The sequence below is a fragment of the Vibrio sp. SS-MA-C1-2 genome, from assembly GCF_021513135.1.
GTDB lineage: Bacteria > Pseudomonadota > Gammaproteobacteria > Enterobacterales > Vibrionaceae.
In genome coordinates this window covers 866,236-887,164 of record NZ_CP090981.1, presented here as the reverse complement: position 1 = coordinate 887,164, position 20,929 = coordinate 866,236, and the positions used below count along the sequence as shown (strand labels likewise).

Below are 20,929 nucleotides of genomic sequence, written 5' to 3'. Positions count from 1 at the left end.
TGGAAGATCATCCATGGCATTAATGATATTAAGTGGACGTTCAGGTGCAGGTAAGAGTGTAGCACTTGGGGTATTAGAAGATCTCAACTACTATTGCGTTGATAACTTACCAATCAGTATGTTACCTCAACTCATTGAGACACTTGATGATGAAAAATCGATAGCAGTTAGTATTGATGCTCGAAATGTGCCCGAAGATCAAAATATCTTAACTGAGATCTTGGAGCAACGACCAAACAAAGATGATTCAACCATCATTTTTCTCGACTCAACTGACGATGTATTGATTAAACGCTACAGTGAAACTCGACGTCTGCATCCATTAACTCGCTTGAACATGACATTAGAGCAAGCTATTCACTTTGAATCATCTCTGCTGTCGCCAATAAAAGCACAAGCAGATTTAGTCATCGATACCAGTAAAAAGTCGATTCATGATCTTAGTGAGACCATCAGAGCACGAGTTCTAGGCAAAAAAGAGCGTGAGCTAGTGATGGTTTTTGAGTCCTTTGGTTTTAAACATGGCTTACCCTCCGATGCTGATTTTGTTTTTGATGTTCGGTTTTTACCTAATCCACATTGGCAAGTGGAACTAAAGCCATTAACTGGACTCGATCAACCGGTTATCGATTTTTTATCACACCAAGATGAAGTGAATAAATTAACCGATCAATTACGGTATTTTATTCAAAATTGGCTACCCTCTTTAGAGCGCAATAATCGAAGTTACTTGACTATCGCTATCGGTTGTACTGGAGGACAGCATCGCTCAGTCTATGTTGCCCAACAACTGGCAGATTTTTTCCGTCATTCAGGTCAAAGCGTTCAAGTAAGGCATAAAACACTAGAGATCAGCAGTTAATCTCATTTACGATTAGCAATCATTCAAGATTGTAATTTAATTAAAAGATTCCACTGCAATCAACACACTTGATTGCAGTTTTTTTAAGGCTTAGCCTATGGCTGAATTAAAAGAACAAGATCAGACTCACCAAACATTACAAGAAGTCAATCAAGCCCTCGATGATGGTCGTTTCGTCCATGTCCGTCGCCTTCTTCAGAGTATGGAACCTGAAGATGTCGCCGATCTTCTTGAAGCCTCGCCACCGAAAGAACGTCAAGTTCTTTGGCAATTAACCGATCCTGAATTTTATGGCGAGATCCTTGAAGAACTTGCCGAAGATGTAAAAGATGGCATTGCCGCTAAAATGGATGTGGAAACCTTAGCTGCCGCAACAGAGGGAATGGACACCGATGATGCTGCTTACGTTTTACGTAGCTTGCCAGATGGTAAATCTCAAGAGATTCTTGCGCAATTAGATGATCAAGAGCGTCATAAGATTGAAACAGCTCTTGGATATCCAGAAGATACCGCTGGCGGTATGATGAGCACAGATGTTGTCACTATTCGCTCTGATATTGATGTTGACGTCGTACTGCGCTACCTTCGCATTCGAGGTGAGATCCCTGAATCAACAGATTCACTCTATGTTGTCGATCCTAATGAGTATCTTATTGGCTGTATTTCACTTGCAACACTATTAACCAGTCAGCCTGACGAGCAGATTGCCGATATCATGGGAACCGCTGACGAAGCGATACCGACAGATATGAAAGATAATGATATCGCCAGCCTGTTTGAACGACGAGATTGGGTCTCAGCCCCCGTCGTTGATGAGAATAATCGCTTAGTAGGACGAATTACTATCGATGACGTGGTTGATATTATTCGTGAAGATGGTGAACACTCAATTATGACCATGGCGGGGATGGATGAAGAGCAAGATACTTTTGCTCCTGTCTTTATCTCAGCACGTCGCCGTAGTATCTGGTTAGGTGTCAATATTTTAGCTGCATTAGCCGCAGCCTCGGTTTCAAATATGTTCGAAGGAACGCTAGAACGAATGGCGTCGATTGCGGTATTAATGACCATCGTTCCATCCATGGGCGGTGTCGCAGGTAATCAGACAATCGCAATTATGATCCGAGGTTTAGCCGTTGGCCATATCGGTGATACCAATACTCGATTTTTGCTCTACCGTGAAGCGGCCGTTGGACTGTTAAATGGTCTATTATGGGCATTAATCATTGGTACTATTGTCTACTTCTGGAAAGGCGAAATAGAACTAAGCTTAATTATTGCTGCGGCGATGATCACCAACTTGATCATGGCGGGTATTGCTGGCGTATCAATCCCATTAGTATTAAAGAGGCTCAATATCGATCCCGCATTGGCCGGCGGAATGGCATTAACCACGGTGACAGATGTTGTCGGACTTTCGGTCTTCCTTGGTTTAGCGACCATCTTTATGTAATCCACATTAGAATAAAATAAAAAAGCCGCAGATCTTTTCGCTTGATAGCAAAGAGTCTGCGGCTTTTTGTTTTTCTTTTTAAATTTTTTCTTTTTAAAATAACAGTGATGACGGTATCAATACCCGTTTATTCACCAGCTATCTGCATCGACTCAATCAAAATAGAACCGGTCTGAATTTGGCTTCTGGTTTCAACATCGCTACCAATTGCAACAATATTATTAAACATATCTTTTAAATTACCTGCGATAGTAATTTCGCTGACAGGGAATTGAATTTCGCCATTTTCAACCCAGAAACCCGCCGCACCGCGAGAGTAATCGCCAGTGACAATATTAACCCCTTGTCCCATCATTTCAGTGACAAGTAGACCACGCCCCATCTGTTTTAGCATCGCATCAAAATCCCCACCATTGGCTTTGACAAACCAATTATGAATACCACCAGCATGCCCAGTTGGCGTTAATGACAATTTACGAGCAGCATAAGTGGTCATCAAATAGCTCTGTAATACACCGTCAGTAATAATTTCACGATCTTGAGTGAAAACACCTTCGCTATCAAATGGTGTACTCGCCATCGCTTGATGAATATGAGGACGCTCACTGATATTTAACCATGATGGTAATACCTGCTCACCCACTTTATCTAATAAGAACGAGGATTTTCGATAGATATTGGCACCACTAATTGCCATCACTAAATGACCGAATAACCCAGTCGCAACGTCAGCAGCAAACAGCACTGGCGCTTCCATGGTCGACAAGCGCTGGGCATCGATACGGCTTACCGTTCGTTCTGCTGCATGCTGTCCGACGCGTTCAGGAGTCCAAAGTTGGTCAGGAAGACGAGAAACAGTATAACTATAATCTCGCTCCATCACGCCATCTTGTCCTGTTGCGATGACACAACTACTAAGGCTATGACGACTTGAAGCAAAGCTTGCTAGCATTCCATGACTATTTCCGTACACCTTAACGCCGTAATGGCTGTCAAAACTTGCACCGTCACTCTGTTTTATTCTTGGATCAAAATCTAAAGCAGCTCGTTCAGCGGCAATCGCCAGCTCTGCGCCTGCATCTGGATTTAATTCGCTAGGATGGAATAGATCTAAATCAGGAATATCCGTCGCCATTAATGCTTTGGGCGCTGGACCAGAAAAAGGATCAGGAGAAGTATAACGAGCAATATCTAAAGCAGCTTCCACTGTCTGTTTTATCGCTTCAGCACTAAGATCTGAGGTCGATGCACTGCCTTTTTGTTGATTGTTATAAACCGTGATGCCTAATGCACCATCGCTATTAAACTCAACATTCTCAACTTCACACATACGACTGGAAATACTAATGCCTGTCGTTTTGGTGATAGCGACTTCCGCAGCATCGGCTTTTGCCCCAGCCATCTCTAATGCTTTAGCAACAGCGGCCTCTAATTCGACACGCTGTTGAGCAACTTGTTGCTTTATATCCATAGAAAACTTCATCTCTAGTCAAACATTACCTAAGGATAACACTGCTTTAGCCTTTTTTACTCTTCAATCCTCCCAATTATTGTGGAAACTGATAAAATAAGAGTATTCCACCTCAAAATGTGTTTAAAAATATGGCTAGAAAAAATCAAAAAGCCCCTTGGGATGAAGAAGAAGAAATCATCTGGGTCAGTAAAACAGAAATGAAACGTGATATGGAAGAGTTGCAAAAATTAGGAGTACAGCTTGTCAACCTAAAACCTGCAGCACTGGCAAAGATTACGTTAGATGATCCGTTACGCACCGCTATTATGGATGCGCAGCGATTTAAAGCAGAAGCCAAACGTCGTCAATTACAGTTTATTGGTAAAATGATGCGCTATGTCGATATTGACGAGATCCAAGCTTCTTTAGACAAACTTAACAATAAACATTCACAATCAACATTAGCTTTGCATAAGTTAGAAGAGTTACGTGATCGTATTATTGAAGAAGGCGATAGTGCAATTAACCAAGTCATGGACCGACATCCAGAAGCGGATCGTCAAAAGTTCCGCCAATTGGTACGCCAAGCAAATAAAGAGAAAAAGATGAGTAAGCCACCACGAGCTTACCGAGAAATCTTCCAATACCTAAAAGAGTTAAGCGACGACTTTTAACTCTGAAAACCAGAGAAACGCAAAGGTGCTTCCGACGCCTTTGCGTAATCGACTTTCCAGCACTAAGCTAAGTGAAGCAGCGCCTTTGATACTTTTATCATCAATAGGCGTTGAATTTCATAAACATAACTGTATTTATCAATAATTAACAGTATGATGGCGAGTTTTTTAAAGTGGTAGTAACCCATCAGCGATGACTATCACTGCTTTCAGACTAAAAAATATACCCCAAATAATTGGAGTCACTAGCTGGCCAATGAACATTGCCAATCACCTAGTTGCTTCAAGTATCAAGGTTATAACCATACAACGATAAGATAGAGGTTTAAAATAGATGCCATTCGCATTGGGACAACGTTGGATCAGTGATACTGAAAATGATTTAGGTTTAGGGACGGTTGTTGCACTTGACGACCGTACCGTCTCTCTCCTCTTTGCCGCAAGTGAAGAGAATCGTCTATATGCCAGAAGTGATGCACCCATTACTCGTGTGATGTTTAATGTCGGTGATGAAATAGAAAGTCATGAAGGGTGGAAACTTGCCATTGAAGAGATTCAAGAGTCGCAAGGCGTTTTCACTTACGTCGGTACTCGTTTAGACACCGGTGAAGAGAATGTATCGCTACGAGAAATACTCCTCAATAATCAACTTCGCTTCAATAAACCGCAAGATAAGCTGTTTGCTGGTCAAATCGAAAGAATGGATCGATTTGCTCTTCGTTATCGTGCATTAAACAAACAACTGCAGCAACACCAAAATCCATTACGTGGTTTAACCGGTGTTCGCGCCAGTCTGATCCCTCATCAACTCTATATTGCAAAAGAAGTGGGTCGTCGTCATGCACCTCGTGTACTGCTTGCAGATGAAGTTGGCTTAGGTAAAACCATTGAAGCAGGGATGATCATCCACCAACAAGTTCTGTCTGGTCGTGCTCAACGTGTTTTAATTCTTGTTCCTGAGACACTACAGCATCAATGGTTAGTTGAGATGATGCGTCGCTTTAACCTTCATTTTTCTATCTTTGATGAAGAGCGCTGTATCGAAGCTTACGCGGATGCTGAAAACCCATTTGATACTGCACAACTGGTGCTTTGTTCTCTGAATTTTGTACGTAAGAGTCGTCGTCGTTTTGAACAAGTATTAGAGGCCGATTGGGATCTTCTTGTGGTCGATGAAGCACATCATTTAGTTTGGGATGAAGAGAAACCAAGCCGTGAATATCAGGTGATTGAAGCGCTTGCAGAAGAAGTTCCTGGGGTATTATTACTTACCGCAACACCAGAGCAGTTAGGTCATCAAAGTCACTTTGCTCGTCTGCGCCTGCTTGATCCTGACCGTTTCTACGACTATCAAGCTTTTGTTGATGAAGAACAACAATATCAACCCGTCGCTGACGCTGTCAGTGAGCTATTATCAGAAAAAAGCCTTTCTAGTACGGCAAGCAACAGTATTTCAGAACTTCTTTCAGAACAAGATGTTGAACCGCTGCTTCGTATTATTAATGCGGAAAATAGCCATACCGAAGATAAACAAAATGCTCGTGAAGAGCTAGTCTCTAATTTAATGGATCGCCATGGTACAGGCCGTATTCTCTTTAGAAATACCCGTGGCGGCGTAAAAGGTTTTCCACAACGCCACCTAAATATGTACCCATTACCGATGCCTTCACAATATCAAACCGCACTTCGTGTTGCCAACATGATGAATAAGCGCCTTGATGAGCAGCAAAAAGCGATGCAACTTCTCTATCCAGAAGAGCTTTTCCAACTTTATGAAGATGAAAAAGCGACGTGGTGGAACTTTGATCCTCGTGTTGAGTGGTTAATCGAATTCTTAAAAGCTAATCGTCACGAAAAAGTCTTGGTTATCTCAGCCAAAGCAGAAACAGCCCTACAATTAGAGCAAGCATTACGTGAGCGTGAAGGTATTCGTGGCACCGTATTCCACGAAAACATGTCGATCATTGAACGTGATAAAGCAGCGGCTTACTTTGCAGAACCTGAAGCAGGGGCACAAGTATTGCTCTGTTCAGAGATTGGTTCAGAAGGACGTAACTTCCAGTTTGCTAACCAACTAGTGATGTTTGATCTGCCGATCAATCCAGACTTACTTGAACAACGTATTGGTCGTTTAGATCGTATTGGTCAAGAGCGTGATATTGAAATCCATATTCCGCATATTGAAGGCAGTGCTCAAGCCTTATTAGCAACGTGGTTTGACCGTGGTCTGCAAGCATTTGAAGAGACATGCCCAACAGGTCGTGCGATTTATGATCAGATTGAGTCTCGTCTATTTAGCTTATTAGCCTCACAAGAACCTGACCTCGCTCTACTCGAACTATTGATTGAAGAGAGTAATGAGCAGAACCAGAAGCTAAAAGCACAGTTGGAACAAGGACGAGATCGTCTACTAGAAATGCACTCCAATGGTGGCGAGAAAGCAAAAAAACTGGCGGCAGAGATTGAAGCGCAAGATGGTGATACCGATCTGGTGAGCTTTGCCATTAGCTTATTTGATGTCATTGGATTAAACCAAGATGATCGTGGTGACAATGCAATTACCATTACTCCATCAGAACACATGATGGTGCCGAGTTATCCGGGCTTGCCTGCTGATGGTGGAACCGTTACCTTTGATCGTCCAACGGCTCTTTCTCGTGAAGATCTTCATTTTATGAGCTGGGAGCATCCAATGATCCAAGGGGGATTGATCTGCTATTAAGTGAAGGCGTGGGTATTGCTTCTATTTCTCTACTTAAGAATAAAGCCCTACCTGTTGGGACGCTCTTCTTAGAGTTAGTCTATGTCATTGAAGCTCAGGCACCAAAAAATAGTGGTATTACTCAATTCTTACCGGCAACACCAATTCGTCTAATGCTTGATAGTAATGGCAATAATTTGGCAGAGCAGGTTGAATTTGAAAGTTTCCATCGTCAATTGAGCCCTGTTAATCGTCACTTAGGCAGTAAGTTAGTTAACTCTATTCAACCACAAATTCATGCTTTGATTACTAAGGCAAATAATAGTGTTGATGGTGCACATCAAGAAGTTATTACGGCAGCTCAAGAGAATATGAATAAAGTCTTAGGTGCTGAACTTGATCGCTTACAAGCACTGAAAGCGGTGAACCCGAATATTCGTGATGATGAATTAACGCAAATTGAAGAGCAGATTGCGACGCTATCGGGCTATATCGCTCAAGCTAGCATCCGCTTAGATTCACTGCGTGTTATTGTTGTTAGTCATAATTAAATACCGGTTAGTCTCACAATAACCGTAGATATAACAAAATAGTCCAGGTGGTATGAATATGATTCATGCCACCTTTTTCATTAATAAACCGTGAAAGAATTGATATTATGGCAATCGATCACTACGCCCCTCCTACCAATCCATGGTTAGATATTCTCTACTGTGATCAGGATATTATCGCAATTAATAAACCTGCAGGACTTCTTTCTGTTCCCGGTCGAGATCCTGCCCATAGCGACAGTTGTTGGAATCGAGTTCGTGAACAATACCCTGATTGTCAGGTGGTTCATCGTCTTGATATGGCGACATCAGGTTTAATGATATTAGCACTCCATAAACAAGCCGAGCGCCACCTCAAAATCCAGTTTGAACAACGAATACCGACGAAGCTCTATTACGCAAAAGTGTGGGGAGAATTAGAGGCCAAAGAGGGATTAATCGATCTTCCTTTGATCTGTGACTGGCCAAATCGTCCTCGACAAAAGGTCTGCTTTGAAGATGGAAAACCTTCTCAAACCCGTTATCAATTCGTCAAACAAGAAGGTAACAACAGTATTGTAAAACTTCTTCCTGTTACTGGACGCTCCCACCAGCTAAGAGTCCATATGATGTCTCTAGGTCATCCTATTCTAGGTGATGAGTTTTATGCGCATGATGAGGCTGAGGCGCTATCAGACAGATTGCAACTCCATGCGGCAGAGCTTTGTATTTTACATCCTACAACAGAGAAGCCTTTGCACCTTTTCGCGCCTTGTGATTTTTATCTTAATGCGCCACAGCAAACACTGGATTTGAGCAAGTTACCGCCGATGTATGTTAAAGAAAAGAGAGAAAAAAGGCTCACAGCAAAAGAAGCAAGAAAAGCAAAGATTCGAGAATTAAAGAAACAGATATAAATCTAAATTAATTGGCGTTGCTAGTAGGCGGCAAGCGAATGAGGCCCCATGAGTATAGGTATTCTATATGATTGGGGCGAACGAGTGTAGCCAACAACCTAGCAACTTCAAGTAAGAAGGGTATATATGATTGGAGTGAATAAACGTAACTAATAACCTAGCAGCGTCAGGTATGAAGGATATAAAAAAGCTCCGTGTTATTGATAATCATAAAGAACACGGAGCTGTAATTCAGAGAGTTAGATTCAATCCATAATACCGATTGGGATTATTTAAATCCTTTTTCTTTGCGGATTAATTCATAAGCAGCTTGGATTTCTTGTGCTTTCTCTTTTGCTACTTCCATCATCTCTGGCGGTAAACCTTTGGCGACCAATTTATCGGGATGATGCTCATTCATTAATTTACGATAAGCACGCTTTACTTCCTGATTCGACGCTGACTCCTCAATCCCCAACACAGTATAAGCATCCGCTAATTGATTTTGAGTTGGAGCTTGCTGCCAATTGCCTCCGCCTTGGTATGAACCACCACCTTGTTGAAAACGAAAAGCTGCTTCTTGCATCTGTAAACGCTGTTCTAATTGTTGCTCAGAGAACCCAAGTTTACGTGCAATAGTATGCAGAATTTGACGTTCTGATGGATGTAAATCACCATCAGCAAAAGCCGCTTGAATTTGAACCTCTAAGAAGAATTGCAGAAGATCAATTCGTCCAGCACTGGCAAACCGAACCTTCTCTAGCATCTCTTCAAGTGGGAAGTCGTCACTTTTTCCTTCACGAAAAGCTTCTTGTGCCTGCTGTCTTGACTCTCCTTGCAGGCGCATTCGATCCATAATCGTACTAGCAACTCGAATTTCATCTTGTGTGACATGGCCTTTGGCTTTGGCTACATGTCCCATAACGGCGAATGTTGCAGTAAAGAATGCCGATTGACGTGCTTGTTGATCACCTCTACCTTGACCAAAATAAAGTCGTCTTTTTGCTTTGTCAAATTGATGCCCAAGAAAGAGTCCTAATAATAGGCCAAAAGGACCTCCCATTAGCATCCCAAAAAATGCACCTATAATTTTGCCCCAAATTTGCATATATAACTCTCTCGTATTGAATTTATTGGTAACTTTATCTTAATTACTCTCGCCTAAAATAGTGCGAGTCACTCAAAATTGCATTATTATAATAAGAATAACAGGGAATACTTACTAAATTCAGGCCTCACAGCTTAATATTCAGTATCTAATAGGACAAATATAATCGATGAACTTCCCATCACGCTCACTGCTTGCGACATTAATCACTTTATCATTATACGGTCCCGCTCAAGCAGATGAAATATCTACTGAGAAGAAACCTAATTTCACTGCGGTCTGCATTGCCCCTAACGATCGCGTAAAAGACGGAAATAATCAACCTATTAAAGTTGTTTCTGATAGCGCAAAAGCCATTGATAATAAGAAAGCAGTTTATCAGGGTAATGTAGTTATCACTCAAGGCGATCGCAAACTTTCTGCTGATAAAGCCACCATGACACCTGGAACTAACCAAGTGGTTGCCGAAGGGAATGTCAATCTGCAAGATCCAACCATGGAGATCTTCAGTGATAAGGTGGTGTCAAACTTAGATACCCACACCAGCGAAGCCACTAACGTTGATTATCAACTTACTTGTCAAGCAGGTCGAGGGGAAGCTTATAAAGTTTATCAAGATGGTAAATCAATCTATCGCCTACAAGATGGTACCTTTACTACCTGCCCAGCTGAGGATAAAAGTTGGCGCTTTACTGCCACCAAGATTACCCACGATATGGATAGCCATTTTGCTAACTTTTATAATGCAAAGTTTGAAGTCTTTGATGTACCGATTATGTATGCACCGTGGTTACGTCTTCCTGTTGATGATGCGCGCTTAACCGGTTTCCTTTACCCGGCAATTGGACTCAGCTCCCGAGATGGTTTTGAAATAGAAACCCCATTCTATTGGAATATCGCCCCTAACTACGATATGACCATTACGCCAAAATATATGTCAAATCGTGGCCTTCAACTTAACACTCTTTTCCGTTACCTCAATACAACAGGCACCGGTCAATTAGAGTACGAGTACCTTGGCACTGATGATGCACATCAAGACCTAGATAGCCGTTGGGCATTTAACTGGTCACATACAGGCCGCTATCATGATCATTGGTACTTAGATGCCAACTATAGCAAGGTGAGTGATCGTAATTATTTCGGGGATTTAAGCTCTAATGTTGGTGATCGTGAAGATAACCAATTAACTCAAGAAGCCTCTTTGGCTTATAAAGACACCAACTGGAACTCAAGTATTCGAGTGAGAAGCTTCCAAACTCTTGATAGCGATACAGAACCGTATAAATTGCTACCTCAGTTAAATTACACCTATTACGCTTCATTGCCTTATAGTTTAGATTTTAAAATCCCAACCAGTTTCAGTAATTTTGATACCGATGCAGATAATAAACCAACAGCACAACGTGTTCATTTAGAGCCAACCTTAACGTTACCTATTGCTTCAACTTGGTGGAATATGACCACTGAAGCCAAGGTCTATTATAGTTACTACAATCAAGATAATATTGATAATGTATTAGATTATAATGGTAATGCAAGCTTAAAAAGTACCGTTTCTCGTGCCATTCCAAGTATTAAATGGAATGCAGGGTTAGAGCTTGAGCGTGATACCAACGTCTTCAATAATGATTACACTCAAACATTAGAACCAAGAGTGCAATATTTATATGTGCCAGACCGAGATCAGTCCGATGTTTATCAACCATTTAATTACAGTGGTGGCGGTTATGATACAACCTTAATGGAAAGTGATTACTACGGGTTATTCAGAGACCAAAAGTACAGCAGTGTCGATTATATTTCTGCGGCTAATCAATTTACCCTTGGTGCCACTACTCGTTTTCTTGATGATGCGTACCGTGAACGATTTAATCTCTCGTTTGGTCAAATTTTCTATATCGATCCGGCCAATGATGACAATACATCAGTTAATACTGGCTCCCACTACTCTGCGTGGGCATTAAACTCAGAATTCAACTATCAAGATTGGCTCTACTTTTATGGCGGAATGCAATATGATTCCAATACCAATAAAATGCAGCAAGCCAACAGTGCCGTTGAGTACCGACAAAATCATAGTTTCGTTCAATTAAACTATCGCTATGTATCAAAAGATTATATCGAGCAAACCATTGACTTAGATGATAATGAAAATACCATCACCAATGATGGGATTTCACAATTAGGTTTAATCACTCAATTCTCACTTACGAAAAAAGTCAATCTTTCTGCGGGTTACTACCAAGATTTAACAGAAAACATTATGCTAGAGAGCTATATTGGCATGCATTACGCTGTTGATTGTTGGGCCTTTGGTATTAACTTTAACCGTAATATTATCAATCGTGATGATATCAACACAGAATCAGAAGATTACGATAATAATGTTACCTTCTCTTTCTCTCTACTGGGCTTTAGTGATAAGCCAGAATTTACAGTGGAAGACAGTGATAGCTCAATTGATTACACGAGTCCTTTTGATCTCAATAAATAATTTAAAGCAAAATGTGATAAAGTCGCTTTTCTGTGGTCAATCATAAATAGATGCTTTATACCGGATAAAATTTTATGTCGCCAAAAACTATAAAAAATTGGAAGTTTCAATGTGCAGGTATTTTACTTGCACTGGTTAGCAACATGGTCAGTGCTGCACCACAAGCCTTAGATGGCGTGGCTGTGATAGTCAATAATGGTGTTATTTTACAAAGTGATATTGATTCGGCATTAGCCAGTATTCGTTATCAAAATAAGGATAATGCAAAGCTGCCACCAACAGACGTGTTGAAAAAACAGGTGATTGATAAGCTAATTCTAGATAGTTTACAAGAACAGCAAGCAAATGCGATGGGGATTCAAATTGATGACACTCGACTAGATCAAGCGATTGAGAACATTGCTAAACAAAATAAAACAACTGTCGAACAACTACGTAAAAATGTTGAAGCAGAAGGGATCACTTATACTCAATATCGCTCACAAGTTAAAAAAGAGATGATAGTCAGTGAAGTAAGAAATGCTCAGGTACGCCACCGCATTAATATTATCCCACAAGAAGTTGAAGCATTAGCAAAAACAATGGAGCAACAAAGCTCCGAAGCAATAAAGTATAACCTTGGTCATATTCAGATTAATGTTGATACCAGTAATCAAGCGAGTAAAGTGGCCGCCAAAGAGAGTGCTGATAAATTAGTTGCACAATTAAAAGATGGCGCTGACTTCTCCAATCTTGCTTATACTTACTCAAAAGGCCCGAAAGCTTTACAAGGTGGTAATTGGGGTTGGTTAAGTCAAGATGAGATGCCAACCTTGTTTGCTGATCAAGTTGCCGGTCATCATAAAGGTGATGTTGTAGGCCCTTTCTTATCTGGAATTGGCTACCATATTTTAAAAATTGAGGATGTTAAAGGACAAGTTTCAGTTGCAGCAACCGAAGTTAAGTCACGTCATATCCTACTAAAAACCTCGATTATCTTAAGTGATCAAGGGGCGAAAAAAGAGTTAAATAAATACCTTGCTGAAATAAAGTCAGGTAAAGCGACCTTTGCTGAGCTAGCGAAAAAATACAGTGACGATCCAGGTTCAGGCGTCAATGGTGGTGAATTAGGTTGGCAAGCCCCTGAAATTTACGTTCCTGAATTCAGAGATATGATTAAGAAATTGCCAATTGGACAAATTAGTCAGCCATTTAAAACCGTTCATGGCTGGCATATTGTCGAAGTTGAAGGTCGTCGCACCGTTGATAAAACCGATGACGCACTAAAAAATAAAGCTTACAACGTATTAATGCGCAGAAAGTTCAATGAAGAAGCTCAAGCTTGGTTAAAAGAGCTAAGAGCAAGTGCTTACATTGACTACGTAAATCAAGACGAATCTTAAGCTCACTCCTATTTATCTTTCTGATAAACAGGAGTCGCCACTTAAGCGACAAGTGGTAAAAATAACGATGTACCGCACGGAAAGTTAGCGGGTACTTACAAATAGAAATAGCGACCATTTGGATTGTGGTCGCCAACTCAGAATATATTAAGCAGATAACATGAATGACGTTCATTTAGGCCATAAAGCAAGAAAACGCTTTGGTCAAAACTTTTTAAACGACCCTTACATTATAGATAGTATTGTTGCGGCAATAAATCCTTTACCTGGTCAAAACTTGGTTGAAATCGGCCCTGGTTTAGGTGCTATCACTGAGCCTGTGGGTCGTCTTGTTGATAAATTTACCGTTATCGAATTAGATAGAGACCTTGCTCAACGCCTGCGTGTTCACCCAGAACTAAAAGATAAGTTAGAGATCCGAGAAGGTGATGCAATGCGTCAAGATTTCGGTGAACTGGTTAAACCCAATACTAAATTACGTATTTTTGGTAACTTACCTTATAACATCTCAACCCCTTTAATGTTCCATATCTTTGAGTACCACGATAAGGTACAAGATATGCACTTTATGCTACAAAAAGAAGTGGTTAATCGTCTAGCAGCAGGCCCTGGTCGCAAAGCTTACGGACGTTTGAGCGTAATGGCACAATACTATTGTCGTGTAACGCCTGTTTTAGAAGTGCCACCAGAAGCGTTTACACCACCACCTAAGGTTGATTCTGCGATTGTTCGCTTAACACCTTATGAAGTGATTCCTTACCCTACAACCAGCTTAAAATGGTTAGATCGCGTCTGTCGTGAAGGGTTTGGCCAGCGTCGTAAAACGGTTCGCAACTGTTATAAAAAATTATTTACGGTTGAACAGTTAGAAGCTCTTGGCGTCAATCCAGCATTACGTCCTGAGAATTTAACCTTAGAGCAGTTTGTTGATATGGCTAATTGGTTAGATGCCAATTATCAACATCCAGAACAATAATTAAAAAGTGATAACATAAAAGAGTGGATTAAATACCGCTCTTTTTTTTGCTTCATCAATCTATTAAAGGGGTATTATGGCGACCTATCTTGTCGGAGATATACAAGGCTGTTTAGATGAGCTTCAGCAACTACTTAGCTTAGTTGAATTTTCGCCAGAAACGGATACTTTGTGGCTCGCAGGAGATCTCGTTGCTCGAGGACCTCACTCTTTAGAAACCCTGAGATTTATTAAATCATTAGGAAAGAGTGCAATCACCGTACTTGGTAATCATGACCTCCATTTACTCGCAACTGCTGCAGGTTTTATGCGTGTTAATCCAAAAGATAAAACCCAACCTATCTTTGATGCTGATGATTGTGATGAGTTACTCACTTGGCTCCGTCATCAACCTTTGATTGCTCAACATCCAGAATTTGTGGTTAGCCATGCTGGTATTCATCCACATTGGTCGATTGAACAAGCGATTGATGCAGCAAGAGAAGTTGAAACGATCTTAAAAAGTGATGATTATCTTTGGCTAATCAAAAATATGTATAGCAATGAACCTAAGCTTTGGTCTGATAATCTAGAAGGGATTGAACGTTACCGATTTACCATTAATAGTCTCACTCGAATGCGTTACTGCTACCTTGATGGTAGATTAGATATGGCTTGTAAACTTCCACCATCAGAATTGGATGATCATCGATTCATCGAATCGGAAAAGTTAGTTCCTTGGTTTGAGTTGCCTCTAGCTTCTAGCTCTGAAAATAAGCGTTTAATTTTTGGTCATTGGGCAGCATTAATGGGTTATCAAGATAAACAAGTTATCGGTTTAGATACCGGGTGTGTCTGGGGTAATGCAATGACATTATTAAGATGGGAAGACAAAAAGCAATTTGTTACTCAATGCCCTATTTATGCATAAATTCAATCAGCCAATAATATTCCAGAGATTAGAGTTAATCTTTTATTGTTGATAAGAATCACTCACTTTCTCAAAAGGCATGATACCTTTTAGGCTTGAAGCGACTAGATTATTGACTGTGTTTATTCGCCTACTAGCAACTCCAATTATTTTAGAGATAGATTTTAGATATTTCGCTGGTAAATGGTAAATTGATAATTATAGTGATTTTTTTCATCTTTTTGATGCTCTTCACTATAAGTTAATTGCCACTCACTTCCCCATTCAGGAAAACAGCTATCACCTTCTGTTTGTAGATCAATAAAGGTTAAATAGAGCTGATCAGCCTCTTTTAAATAGAGTTCATAGATCGAGCTACCACCAATAATCATCAACTCATCAACGCCAGTGGTTGCCTCTATAGCCGCACTTTTTGCTTGCTCTAGGTTCTGAACAACAGTGACACCTTCAATCTTTAAATCGAGGTTTCGGCTAATCACAATATTATGACGACCAGGGAGAGGCCGACCAATAGAATCAAAGGTTTTTCTCCCCATCACAATCGGTTTACCTAAAGTTTGTTTTTTAAACCAAGCGAAGTCGGCAGGTAAATGCCATGGCATTTGGTTATCTCGCCCAATAACACGATCGTTTGCCATTGCCGCAATCATACTAATTTTCACTTCACTCTCTCCACCTTCAGTTTATGAATTAAATTGTAATTCAAACCGCTATGTAAAGTCATCACTTCAGATTAAACAACCGGCCGACTACGGTAAAAAAGTAAGCCAGGCATTGCCAGACCGATTGCTAACGCGCCTACCGTAAACATGGTTGTTAAGCTATTTTCAATAAAAACAGCCCATAGTTCAGGATTAAAACCTTGGCTATTTATCTGTACTAACGCAATCATGGCCTTAAAAGCGAAAACACCAGGGACCATAGGAATCATCGCGGCAACGGTAAATACTTTCGGATGAGCTAAAAAACGGTGCGACCAATGAATACCGATCATCCCGACCGTTGAGGCAGCAATTAATGTTGACCACTCTAACGAGAGACCAAAATGAAGACCAATATAACGTAATCCATGTCCAATGGCGCCACCAATAGCACAATATTTTAGTGCTTTAACTGGGACATTAAATACCAAAGCAAAACCTACCGCAGGGATCATGGCAAAGAACATATCATTAATCAGCCCAAGTAACAGTGTCATCATGATATCCAGCCCCAAACGCCAGTAATGTTCATCGCACCGACAATTCCTAAACTGGTCGCCAAAGTAAGTAAGGTTGCCATCACAATACGAGCTATCCCCATATTACTAAAACCTTTAACCATATCTGATACGCCATTGATCAAAGGAAAACCGGGAACTAACATCAAGACTGAAGAAGCCATTGCAATAAAAGGCTCATCTCCGAGAGAAAAAATAACCCCTAATGAAGAGACTAATGTGGTCACAAACGCCGTACAAGCAAAGTTTAATAGTGGATTAAAATGGCGGGAAGCGATCTCTTGGCGGATAAACATTCCACTACAAGAGGCAAGAAAAGTCATAAAAAAGACCCACCAATCTCCACCTGCAAGACGGCTAAATGAGGCACAAGAGAGGCCTATCATCAATAACACTAGCCAACGGTTATAACGAAGTGGTTGTAACTTCTCAATCTGATTATGGACATCTTGGATATCTAAGAGTTTACGTTCGGTTAAAATACAGATCCTCTGGATCTCGGTGATCATCTGCATATTAATGCCACGATCAGGACTACGCCTCGTAGTCGTCATACATTGATCATCAATAATCGTCGTTAAGGTGACTGAACTTGCCGATAGAGAAATTTCAACACTATCCGCTCCTAATGCTAAACCTATTCGTTGACTAATTCCTACCACTAACCGGCTCTCAGCACCATGTTGTAACAGGATTTGTCCGACTGTTATCGACAATCGAGAAATCTCTCGCTGACGATCTACTCTTGTTGATACCTCAACCACCACTAATTACTCCAAAAATAAAACCTTAGATATAATAAGGGTTTTCTGATTATCAACAATAGTGTTCTGAAAAATAGATACAAAAAAACCGCTTTACCATCCTAGAGTTAGGACAAAGCGGTTTTTAATAATATTTATACGTACGTTTTTAAGAGCGAGCTTTTAAGCTTGAACTAGTCTCGTACGTAGATAACATTTGGATGATCGTCATCTTCATCATCCCAATCGTCGTCATCCCAATCATCACTTTCAGCATTGGCTTCACGGATCTGTTGATCGTGGTAATCATCCCACTTAAATTCAACTTTCTCTTCCGCTTTCTCAATCTCTGGAATTTCTGTTGGTAACGTCTCGATAAAGTCCATCAGATCATAACAAAGCGCTTTCGTTCCATCACGATTAATTGCCGAGATAGTGTAGTAGTCATCTTCCCATGCTAATGCATCAAGAATCTGTTCGATCATCTCTTTCGCTTGATCTTCTGGTAGTAAATCGATCTTATTAAAGATCAACCAACGCGGCTTATCAGCTAACTTTTCACTATATTGTGCAAGCTCATCAATGATAGTTAACGCATTCTGAATTGGATCTGATTCATCAGAAGGCATTAAATCAATCATATGAAGTAGAATACGACAACGCTCTAAGTGTTTTAAGAAGCGAATACCTAAACCTGCACCTTCAGCGGCACCTTCAATTAGACCTGGAATATCAGCAACAACAAATGAACGTTCAGCACCCACACTCACAACACCTAGACTAGGGATTAATGTAGTAAATGGATAATCTGCGACTTTAGGTTTAGCTGCTGATACTGCACGGATAAAGGTTGATTTACCTGCATTTGGTAGACCAAGCATACCCACATCAGCAAGTAGTAGTAACTCTAAACGAACACTACGAACTTCACCTTCAGAACCCATGGTCTTTTGACGAGGAGCTCGGTTTACCGATGATTTAAAACGGGTATTACCTAATCCGTGGAAACCACCTTTTGCCGCCATGATCTTCATACCATGCTCAGTAAGATCGGCAACAATTTCACCCGTATCTTCATCAACAGCACGAGTACCGACAGGCACTTTTAGTACTAAATCATCACCACGTTTACCGGTACAGTTACCACTACGACCATTTTCACCACGCTCAGCCGCATAGAAGCGAGTAAAGCGATAATCAATTAAGGTGTTAAGGTTTTCGTCAGCAAGTAGGTAAACATCACCACCATCACCACCATCACCGCCATCAGGGCCACCTCGAGGTACATATTTTTCGCGACGGAAACTACTTACACCGTTACCACCGTCACCTGCATCAATCTTAATTACCGCTTCATCAACGAATTTCATTGTTCTCTCCGCTTACGCGTATATCGTTACTACTTTATGTCGATTGTTATCATCAATATTGAACATAGTATAGCTTATCTTATGCTATCACTCGCTTAATACTTCAACCTATTTCAGGTGATGATAATTGACAATCCTATATCCACGACTGCAAGTAGATATAGGATTATCTTACTTTCCAGCATATAAAAAGCCCCGCCAATTTGGCAGGGCTTCGGTATCGTTATCGAATTGCTAATTACTCAGCTTCGATGCTCACGAATTTGCGGTTTTTAGGACCTTTAACTTCAAATTTAACCTTGCCTTCAGCAAGAGCAAATAGAGTATGATCTTTACCACAACCTACGTTAGTTCCAGCATGGAATTTAGTTCCGCGCTGACGAACGATGATGTTACCTGCAAGAACAGATTCGCCACCAAAACGCTTAACGCCTAGACGTTTGCTTTCTGAATCGCGACCGTTACGAGTAGAACCACCAGCTTTTTTATGTGCCATTTCTTCGTCTCCTTCTAATTAAGCGCTGATGCCAGTAATTTTGACTTCAGTGAACCACTGACGGTGGCCCATTTGCTTACGAGAATGTTTACGACGACGAAACTTAACTACCTTGATCTTGTCTCCACGACCATGGTTCACTACTTCAGCAGTGATTTTTCCGCCTTCAACGAAAGGTGCACCAACATTGACGTTTTCGCCGTTGGTTACTAGCAGAACATTGTCAAACTCAACAGATGCGCCTGTTTCAACGTCCAGCTTTTCCAAGCGAACAGTTTGACCTTCGCTTACTCGGTGTTGTTTACCACCACTTTGGAAAACCGCGTACATTACTTAACTCCGCTTTTTCCGCATAGCCTGTTAGCTAATAAATGTATAAATATTGCTAAGGGGTATGCGATAATCTTATCTACAATAGGGCGCGAATTCTACGTTACTTTACCCAAGATGACAAGGATTAAAGTAAATAAAATTGGCGAAAAGCTGTTCAAATATGATGAATGGCAATAATAGTCACCATCAAATATGATTAACCCTCTGTCCCTCCTTTACTTTTCGTGTAAAATATTAACATAATATTTTCTTTTATTAATGCCAAAGATGGTATCACTAGTCGGGTAAACAATGAATTTCAAAGCAATTCAAGCGCTAACAGCCGAAGATATGTCTCATGTTGATAATAAAATCATGGCTCAACTCAATTCTGATGTTGTTCTGATTAATCAACTCGGCTTCTACATCGTCAATAGTGGTGGTAAACGAATCCGTCCTGTATTAACTATACTTGCAGCCAAAGCTCTCGACTATCAAGGCGAAGCTCATACTACAGCCGCAGCTTTTGTTGAGTTTATCCATACGGCAACGCTACTTCATGATGATGTCGTTGATGAATCGGATATGCGCCGAGGTAAAGCAACCGCCAACGCAACCTTTGGTAATGCAGCCAGTGTATTAGTCGGTGACTATATTTATACGCGTTCGTTCCAAATGATGACCAGCTTAGGATCATTAAGGATCCTTGAGTTAATGAGTGATGCGGTTAACGTCATTGCAGAGGGGGAAGTTCAACAATTAATGAATTGTAATGATCCAGAAACCACTGAAGATAACTATATGCAAGTGATCTATTCAAAGACAGCGCGTTTATTTGAAGCTGCCACTCAGATCTCAGCGATCATTTCGGATCAACCTCAAGAGATTGAGATCGCACTGCAAGATTATGGTCGTTATCTTGGTACCGCATTCCAGCTCATTGATGATCTATTAGATTACAGCGCCAGTGAAGAAGAGATGGGCAAAAATGCTGGCGATGACCTTGCAGAAGGAAAGCCAACTCTTCCTCTATTACATGCAATGCATAACGGCACCGCCGAGCAGAGTGCGGTAATTAAAACAGCAATTGAACAGGGTGATGGTCGTGATAAGCTGACTGAAATCTTAGAGACCATGGAACAAACCGGTTCTCTTGCTTACACACAACAACGCGCAGAAGAAGAAGCTGACAAAGCGATAGCAGCATTATCAATCATCCCTGAAAGTGAATATAAACAAGCTCTCATCGCTTTAGCTGAGATTGCAGTCCACCGCCGTAGCTAATTTGCTATTGTCGTCACTAGCATTAGGGTGATACACAACAAGTTAAAAATAAAAGTATCGATA

Annotated in this window: 17 protein-coding genes and 1 pseudogene; 10 read left to right on the top strand and 8 right to left on the bottom strand. The window is 40.8% G+C overall.

What is annotated here, in order from left to right; translation table 11 throughout:
- Positions 1-13: 13 nt before the first annotated feature.
- A complete protein-coding gene (gene rapZ, locus L0B53_RS08740; RefSeq protein ID WP_235061693.1) occupies positions 14-862 on the top strand; it encodes an RNase adapter RapZ in 849 nt (282 codons plus the stop codon).
- Between the two features lie 97 nt (positions 863-959).
- Entirely contained in the window at positions 960-2,315 is a 1,356-nt protein-coding gene (gene mgtE / locus L0B53_RS08735) for a magnesium transporter (protein WP_235061692.1), read from the top strand.
- A 127-nt stretch (positions 2,316-2,442) separates the two neighbouring features.
- Here mgtE and pmbA read toward each other — a convergent pair whose 3' ends face one another.
- Positions 2,443-3,786 carry a metalloprotease PmbA gene (gene pmbA, locus L0B53_RS08730; protein WP_235061691.1) on the bottom strand — a complete coding sequence of 448 codons (1,344 nt, stop codon included), beginning with the start codon at positions 3,784-3,786 and terminating at the stop codon, positions 2,443-2,445.
- 131 nt (positions 3,787-3,917) lie between these two features.
- Between pmbA and yjgA the strand changes: the two genes are divergently transcribed.
- The 3 genes and pseudogenes from yjgA (at position 3,918) to rluA (ending at position 8,590) form a co-directional block, all read left to right on the top strand.
- Positions 3,918-4,442, top strand: a complete 525-nt coding sequence (yjgA, locus tag L0B53_RS08725) for a ribosome biogenesis factor YjgA (RefSeq protein WP_235061690.1) — start codon at positions 3,918-3,920, stop codon at positions 4,440-4,442.
- A gap of 334 nt (positions 4,443-4,776) precedes the next feature.
- A pseudogene (rapA, locus tag L0B53_RS08720) lies at positions 4,777-7,694 on the top strand (RNA polymerase-associated protein RapA).
- 107 nt (positions 7,695-7,801) lie between these two features.
- The gene (gene rluA / locus L0B53_RS08715; RefSeq protein WP_235061689.1) at positions 7,802-8,590 is read left to right on the top strand and encodes a bifunctional tRNA pseudouridine(32) synthase/23S rRNA pseudouridine(746) synthase RluA; all 789 of its coding nucleotides are present in this window, start codon (positions 7,802-7,804) and stop codon (positions 8,588-8,590) included.
- 268 nt (positions 8,591-8,858) lie between these two features.
- Here the strand turns inward: rluA and djlA are convergent, their stop codons facing one another.
- On the bottom strand, positions 8,859-9,677 hold the full coding sequence (gene djlA / locus L0B53_RS08710) for a co-chaperone DjlA (protein ID WP_235061688.1): 819 nt from the start codon (positions 9,675-9,677) through the stop codon (positions 8,859-8,861).
- 169 nt (positions 9,678-9,846) lie between these two features.
- Between djlA and lptD the strand changes: the two genes are divergently transcribed.
- From lptD to L0B53_RS08690, 4 genes are all read left to right on the top strand, one after another.
- The gene (gene lptD / locus L0B53_RS08705; RefSeq protein ID WP_235061687.1) at positions 9,847-12,174 is read left to right on the top strand and encodes an LPS assembly protein LptD; all 2,328 of its coding nucleotides are present in this window, start codon (positions 9,847-9,849) and stop codon (positions 12,172-12,174) included.
- 89 nt (positions 12,175-12,263) lie between these two features.
- Positions 12,264-13,556, top strand: a complete 1,293-nt coding sequence (gene surA, locus L0B53_RS08700) for a peptidylprolyl isomerase SurA (RefSeq protein WP_409202833.1) — start codon at positions 12,264-12,266, stop codon at positions 13,554-13,556.
- A gap of 160 nt (positions 13,557-13,716) precedes the next feature.
- Positions 13,717-14,532: a 16S rRNA (adenine(1518)-N(6)/adenine(1519)-N(6))-dimethyltransferase RsmA gene (rsmA, locus tag L0B53_RS08695; protein ID WP_235061686.1), complete on the top strand. Its 816-nt coding sequence runs from the start codon at positions 13,717-13,719 to the stop codon at positions 14,530-14,532.
- A 76-nt stretch (positions 14,533-14,608) separates the two neighbouring features.
- Entirely contained in the window at positions 14,609-15,442 is an 834-nt protein-coding gene (locus tag L0B53_RS08690) for a symmetrical bis(5'-nucleosyl)-tetraphosphatase (RefSeq protein WP_235061685.1), read from the top strand.
- Between the two features lie 164 nt (positions 15,443-15,606).
- On the opposite strand, the gene folA is transcribed toward L0B53_RS08690, so the two are convergent.
- From folA to rplU, 6 genes are all read right to left on the bottom strand, one after another.
- The gene (gene folA / locus L0B53_RS08685; RefSeq protein ID WP_235061684.1) at positions 15,607-16,104 is read right to left on the bottom strand and encodes a type 3 dihydrofolate reductase; all 498 of its coding nucleotides are present in this window, start codon (positions 16,102-16,104) and stop codon (positions 15,607-15,609) included.
- A 71-nt stretch (positions 16,105-16,175) separates the two neighbouring features.
- A complete protein-coding gene (locus L0B53_RS08680; protein ID WP_235062207.1) occupies positions 16,176-16,640 on the bottom strand; it encodes a threonine/serine exporter family protein in 465 nt (154 codons plus the stop codon).
- Positions 16,640-17,428 (bottom strand): threonine/serine exporter ThrE family protein, encoded by a 789-nt coding sequence (locus L0B53_RS08675; RefSeq protein WP_235061683.1) that lies wholly within the window; start codon positions 17,426-17,428, stop codon positions 16,640-16,642. The genes L0B53_RS08680 and L0B53_RS08675 overlap by 1 nt, the downstream gene beginning before the upstream one ends.
- A gap of 170 nt (positions 17,429-17,598) precedes the next feature.
- Positions 17,599-18,774: an Obg family GTPase CgtA gene (gene cgtA / locus L0B53_RS08670; RefSeq protein ID WP_235061682.1), complete on the bottom strand. Its 1,176-nt coding sequence runs from the start codon at positions 18,772-18,774 to the stop codon at positions 17,599-17,601.
- Between the two features lie 238 nt (positions 18,775-19,012).
- Positions 19,013-19,270: a 50S ribosomal protein L27 gene (rpmA, locus tag L0B53_RS08665; RefSeq protein ID WP_235061681.1), complete on the bottom strand. Its 258-nt coding sequence runs from the start codon at positions 19,268-19,270 to the stop codon at positions 19,013-19,015.
- Between the two features lie 18 nt (positions 19,271-19,288).
- Positions 19,289-19,600 carry a 50S ribosomal protein L21 gene (rplU, locus tag L0B53_RS08660; RefSeq protein ID WP_235061680.1) on the bottom strand — a complete coding sequence of 104 codons (312 nt, stop codon included), beginning with the start codon at positions 19,598-19,600 and terminating at the stop codon, positions 19,289-19,291.
- A gap of 294 nt (positions 19,601-19,894) precedes the next feature.
- On the opposite strand from rplU, the gene ispB reads away from it, so the two are divergent.
- On the top strand, positions 19,895-20,866 hold the full coding sequence (ispB, locus tag L0B53_RS08655; protein ID WP_235061679.1) for an octaprenyl diphosphate synthase: 972 nt from the start codon (positions 19,895-19,897) through the stop codon (positions 20,864-20,866).
- The last annotated feature ends 63 nt before the right edge of the window (positions 20,867-20,929 follow it).

Coding starts and splice junctions, on each gene's coding strand:
- L0B53_RS08690 (WP_235061685.1), top strand. CDS start 14,609: ATGGCGACCTATCTTGTCGGAGATATACAAGGCTGTTTAGATGAGCTT.
- L0B53_RS08680 (WP_235062207.1), bottom strand. CDS start 16,640: ATGACACTGTTACTTGGGCTGATTAATGATATGTTCTTTGCCATGATC.
- mgtE (WP_235061692.1), top strand. CDS start 960: ATGGCTGAATTAAAAGAACAAGATCAGACTCACCAAACATTACAAGAA.
- rluA (WP_235061689.1), top strand. CDS start 7,802: ATGGCAATCGATCACTACGCCCCTCCTACCAATCCATGGTTAGATATT.
- ispB (WP_235061679.1), top strand. CDS start 19,895: ATGAATTTCAAAGCAATTCAAGCGCTAACAGCCGAAGATATGTCTCAT.
- rsmA (WP_235061686.1), top strand. CDS start 13,717: ATGAATGACGTTCATTTAGGCCATAAAGCAAGAAAACGCTTTGGTCAA.
- lptD (WP_235061687.1), top strand. CDS start 9,847: ATGAACTTCCCATCACGCTCACTGCTTGCGACATTAATCACTTTATCA.
- cgtA (WP_235061682.1), bottom strand. CDS start 18,774: ATGAAATTCGTTGATGAAGCGGTAATTAAGATTGATGCAGGTGACGGT.
- rplU (WP_235061680.1), bottom strand. CDS start 19,600: ATGTACGCGGTTTTCCAAAGTGGTGGTAAACAACACCGAGTAAGCGAA.
- djlA (WP_235061688.1), bottom strand. CDS start 9,677: ATGCAAATTTGGGGCAAAATTATAGGTGCATTTTTTGGGATGCTAATG.
- rpmA (WP_235061681.1), bottom strand. CDS start 19,270: ATGGCACATAAAAAAGCTGGTGGTTCTACTCGTAACGGTCGCGATTCA.
- yjgA (WP_235061690.1), top strand. CDS start 3,918: ATGGCTAGAAAAAATCAAAAAGCCCCTTGGGATGAAGAAGAAGAAATC.
- rapZ (WP_235061693.1), top strand. CDS start 14: ATGGCATTAATGATATTAAGTGGACGTTCAGGTGCAGGTAAGAGTGTA.
- pmbA (WP_235061691.1), bottom strand. CDS start 3,786: ATGGATATAAAGCAACAAGTTGCTCAACAGCGTGTCGAATTAGAGGCC.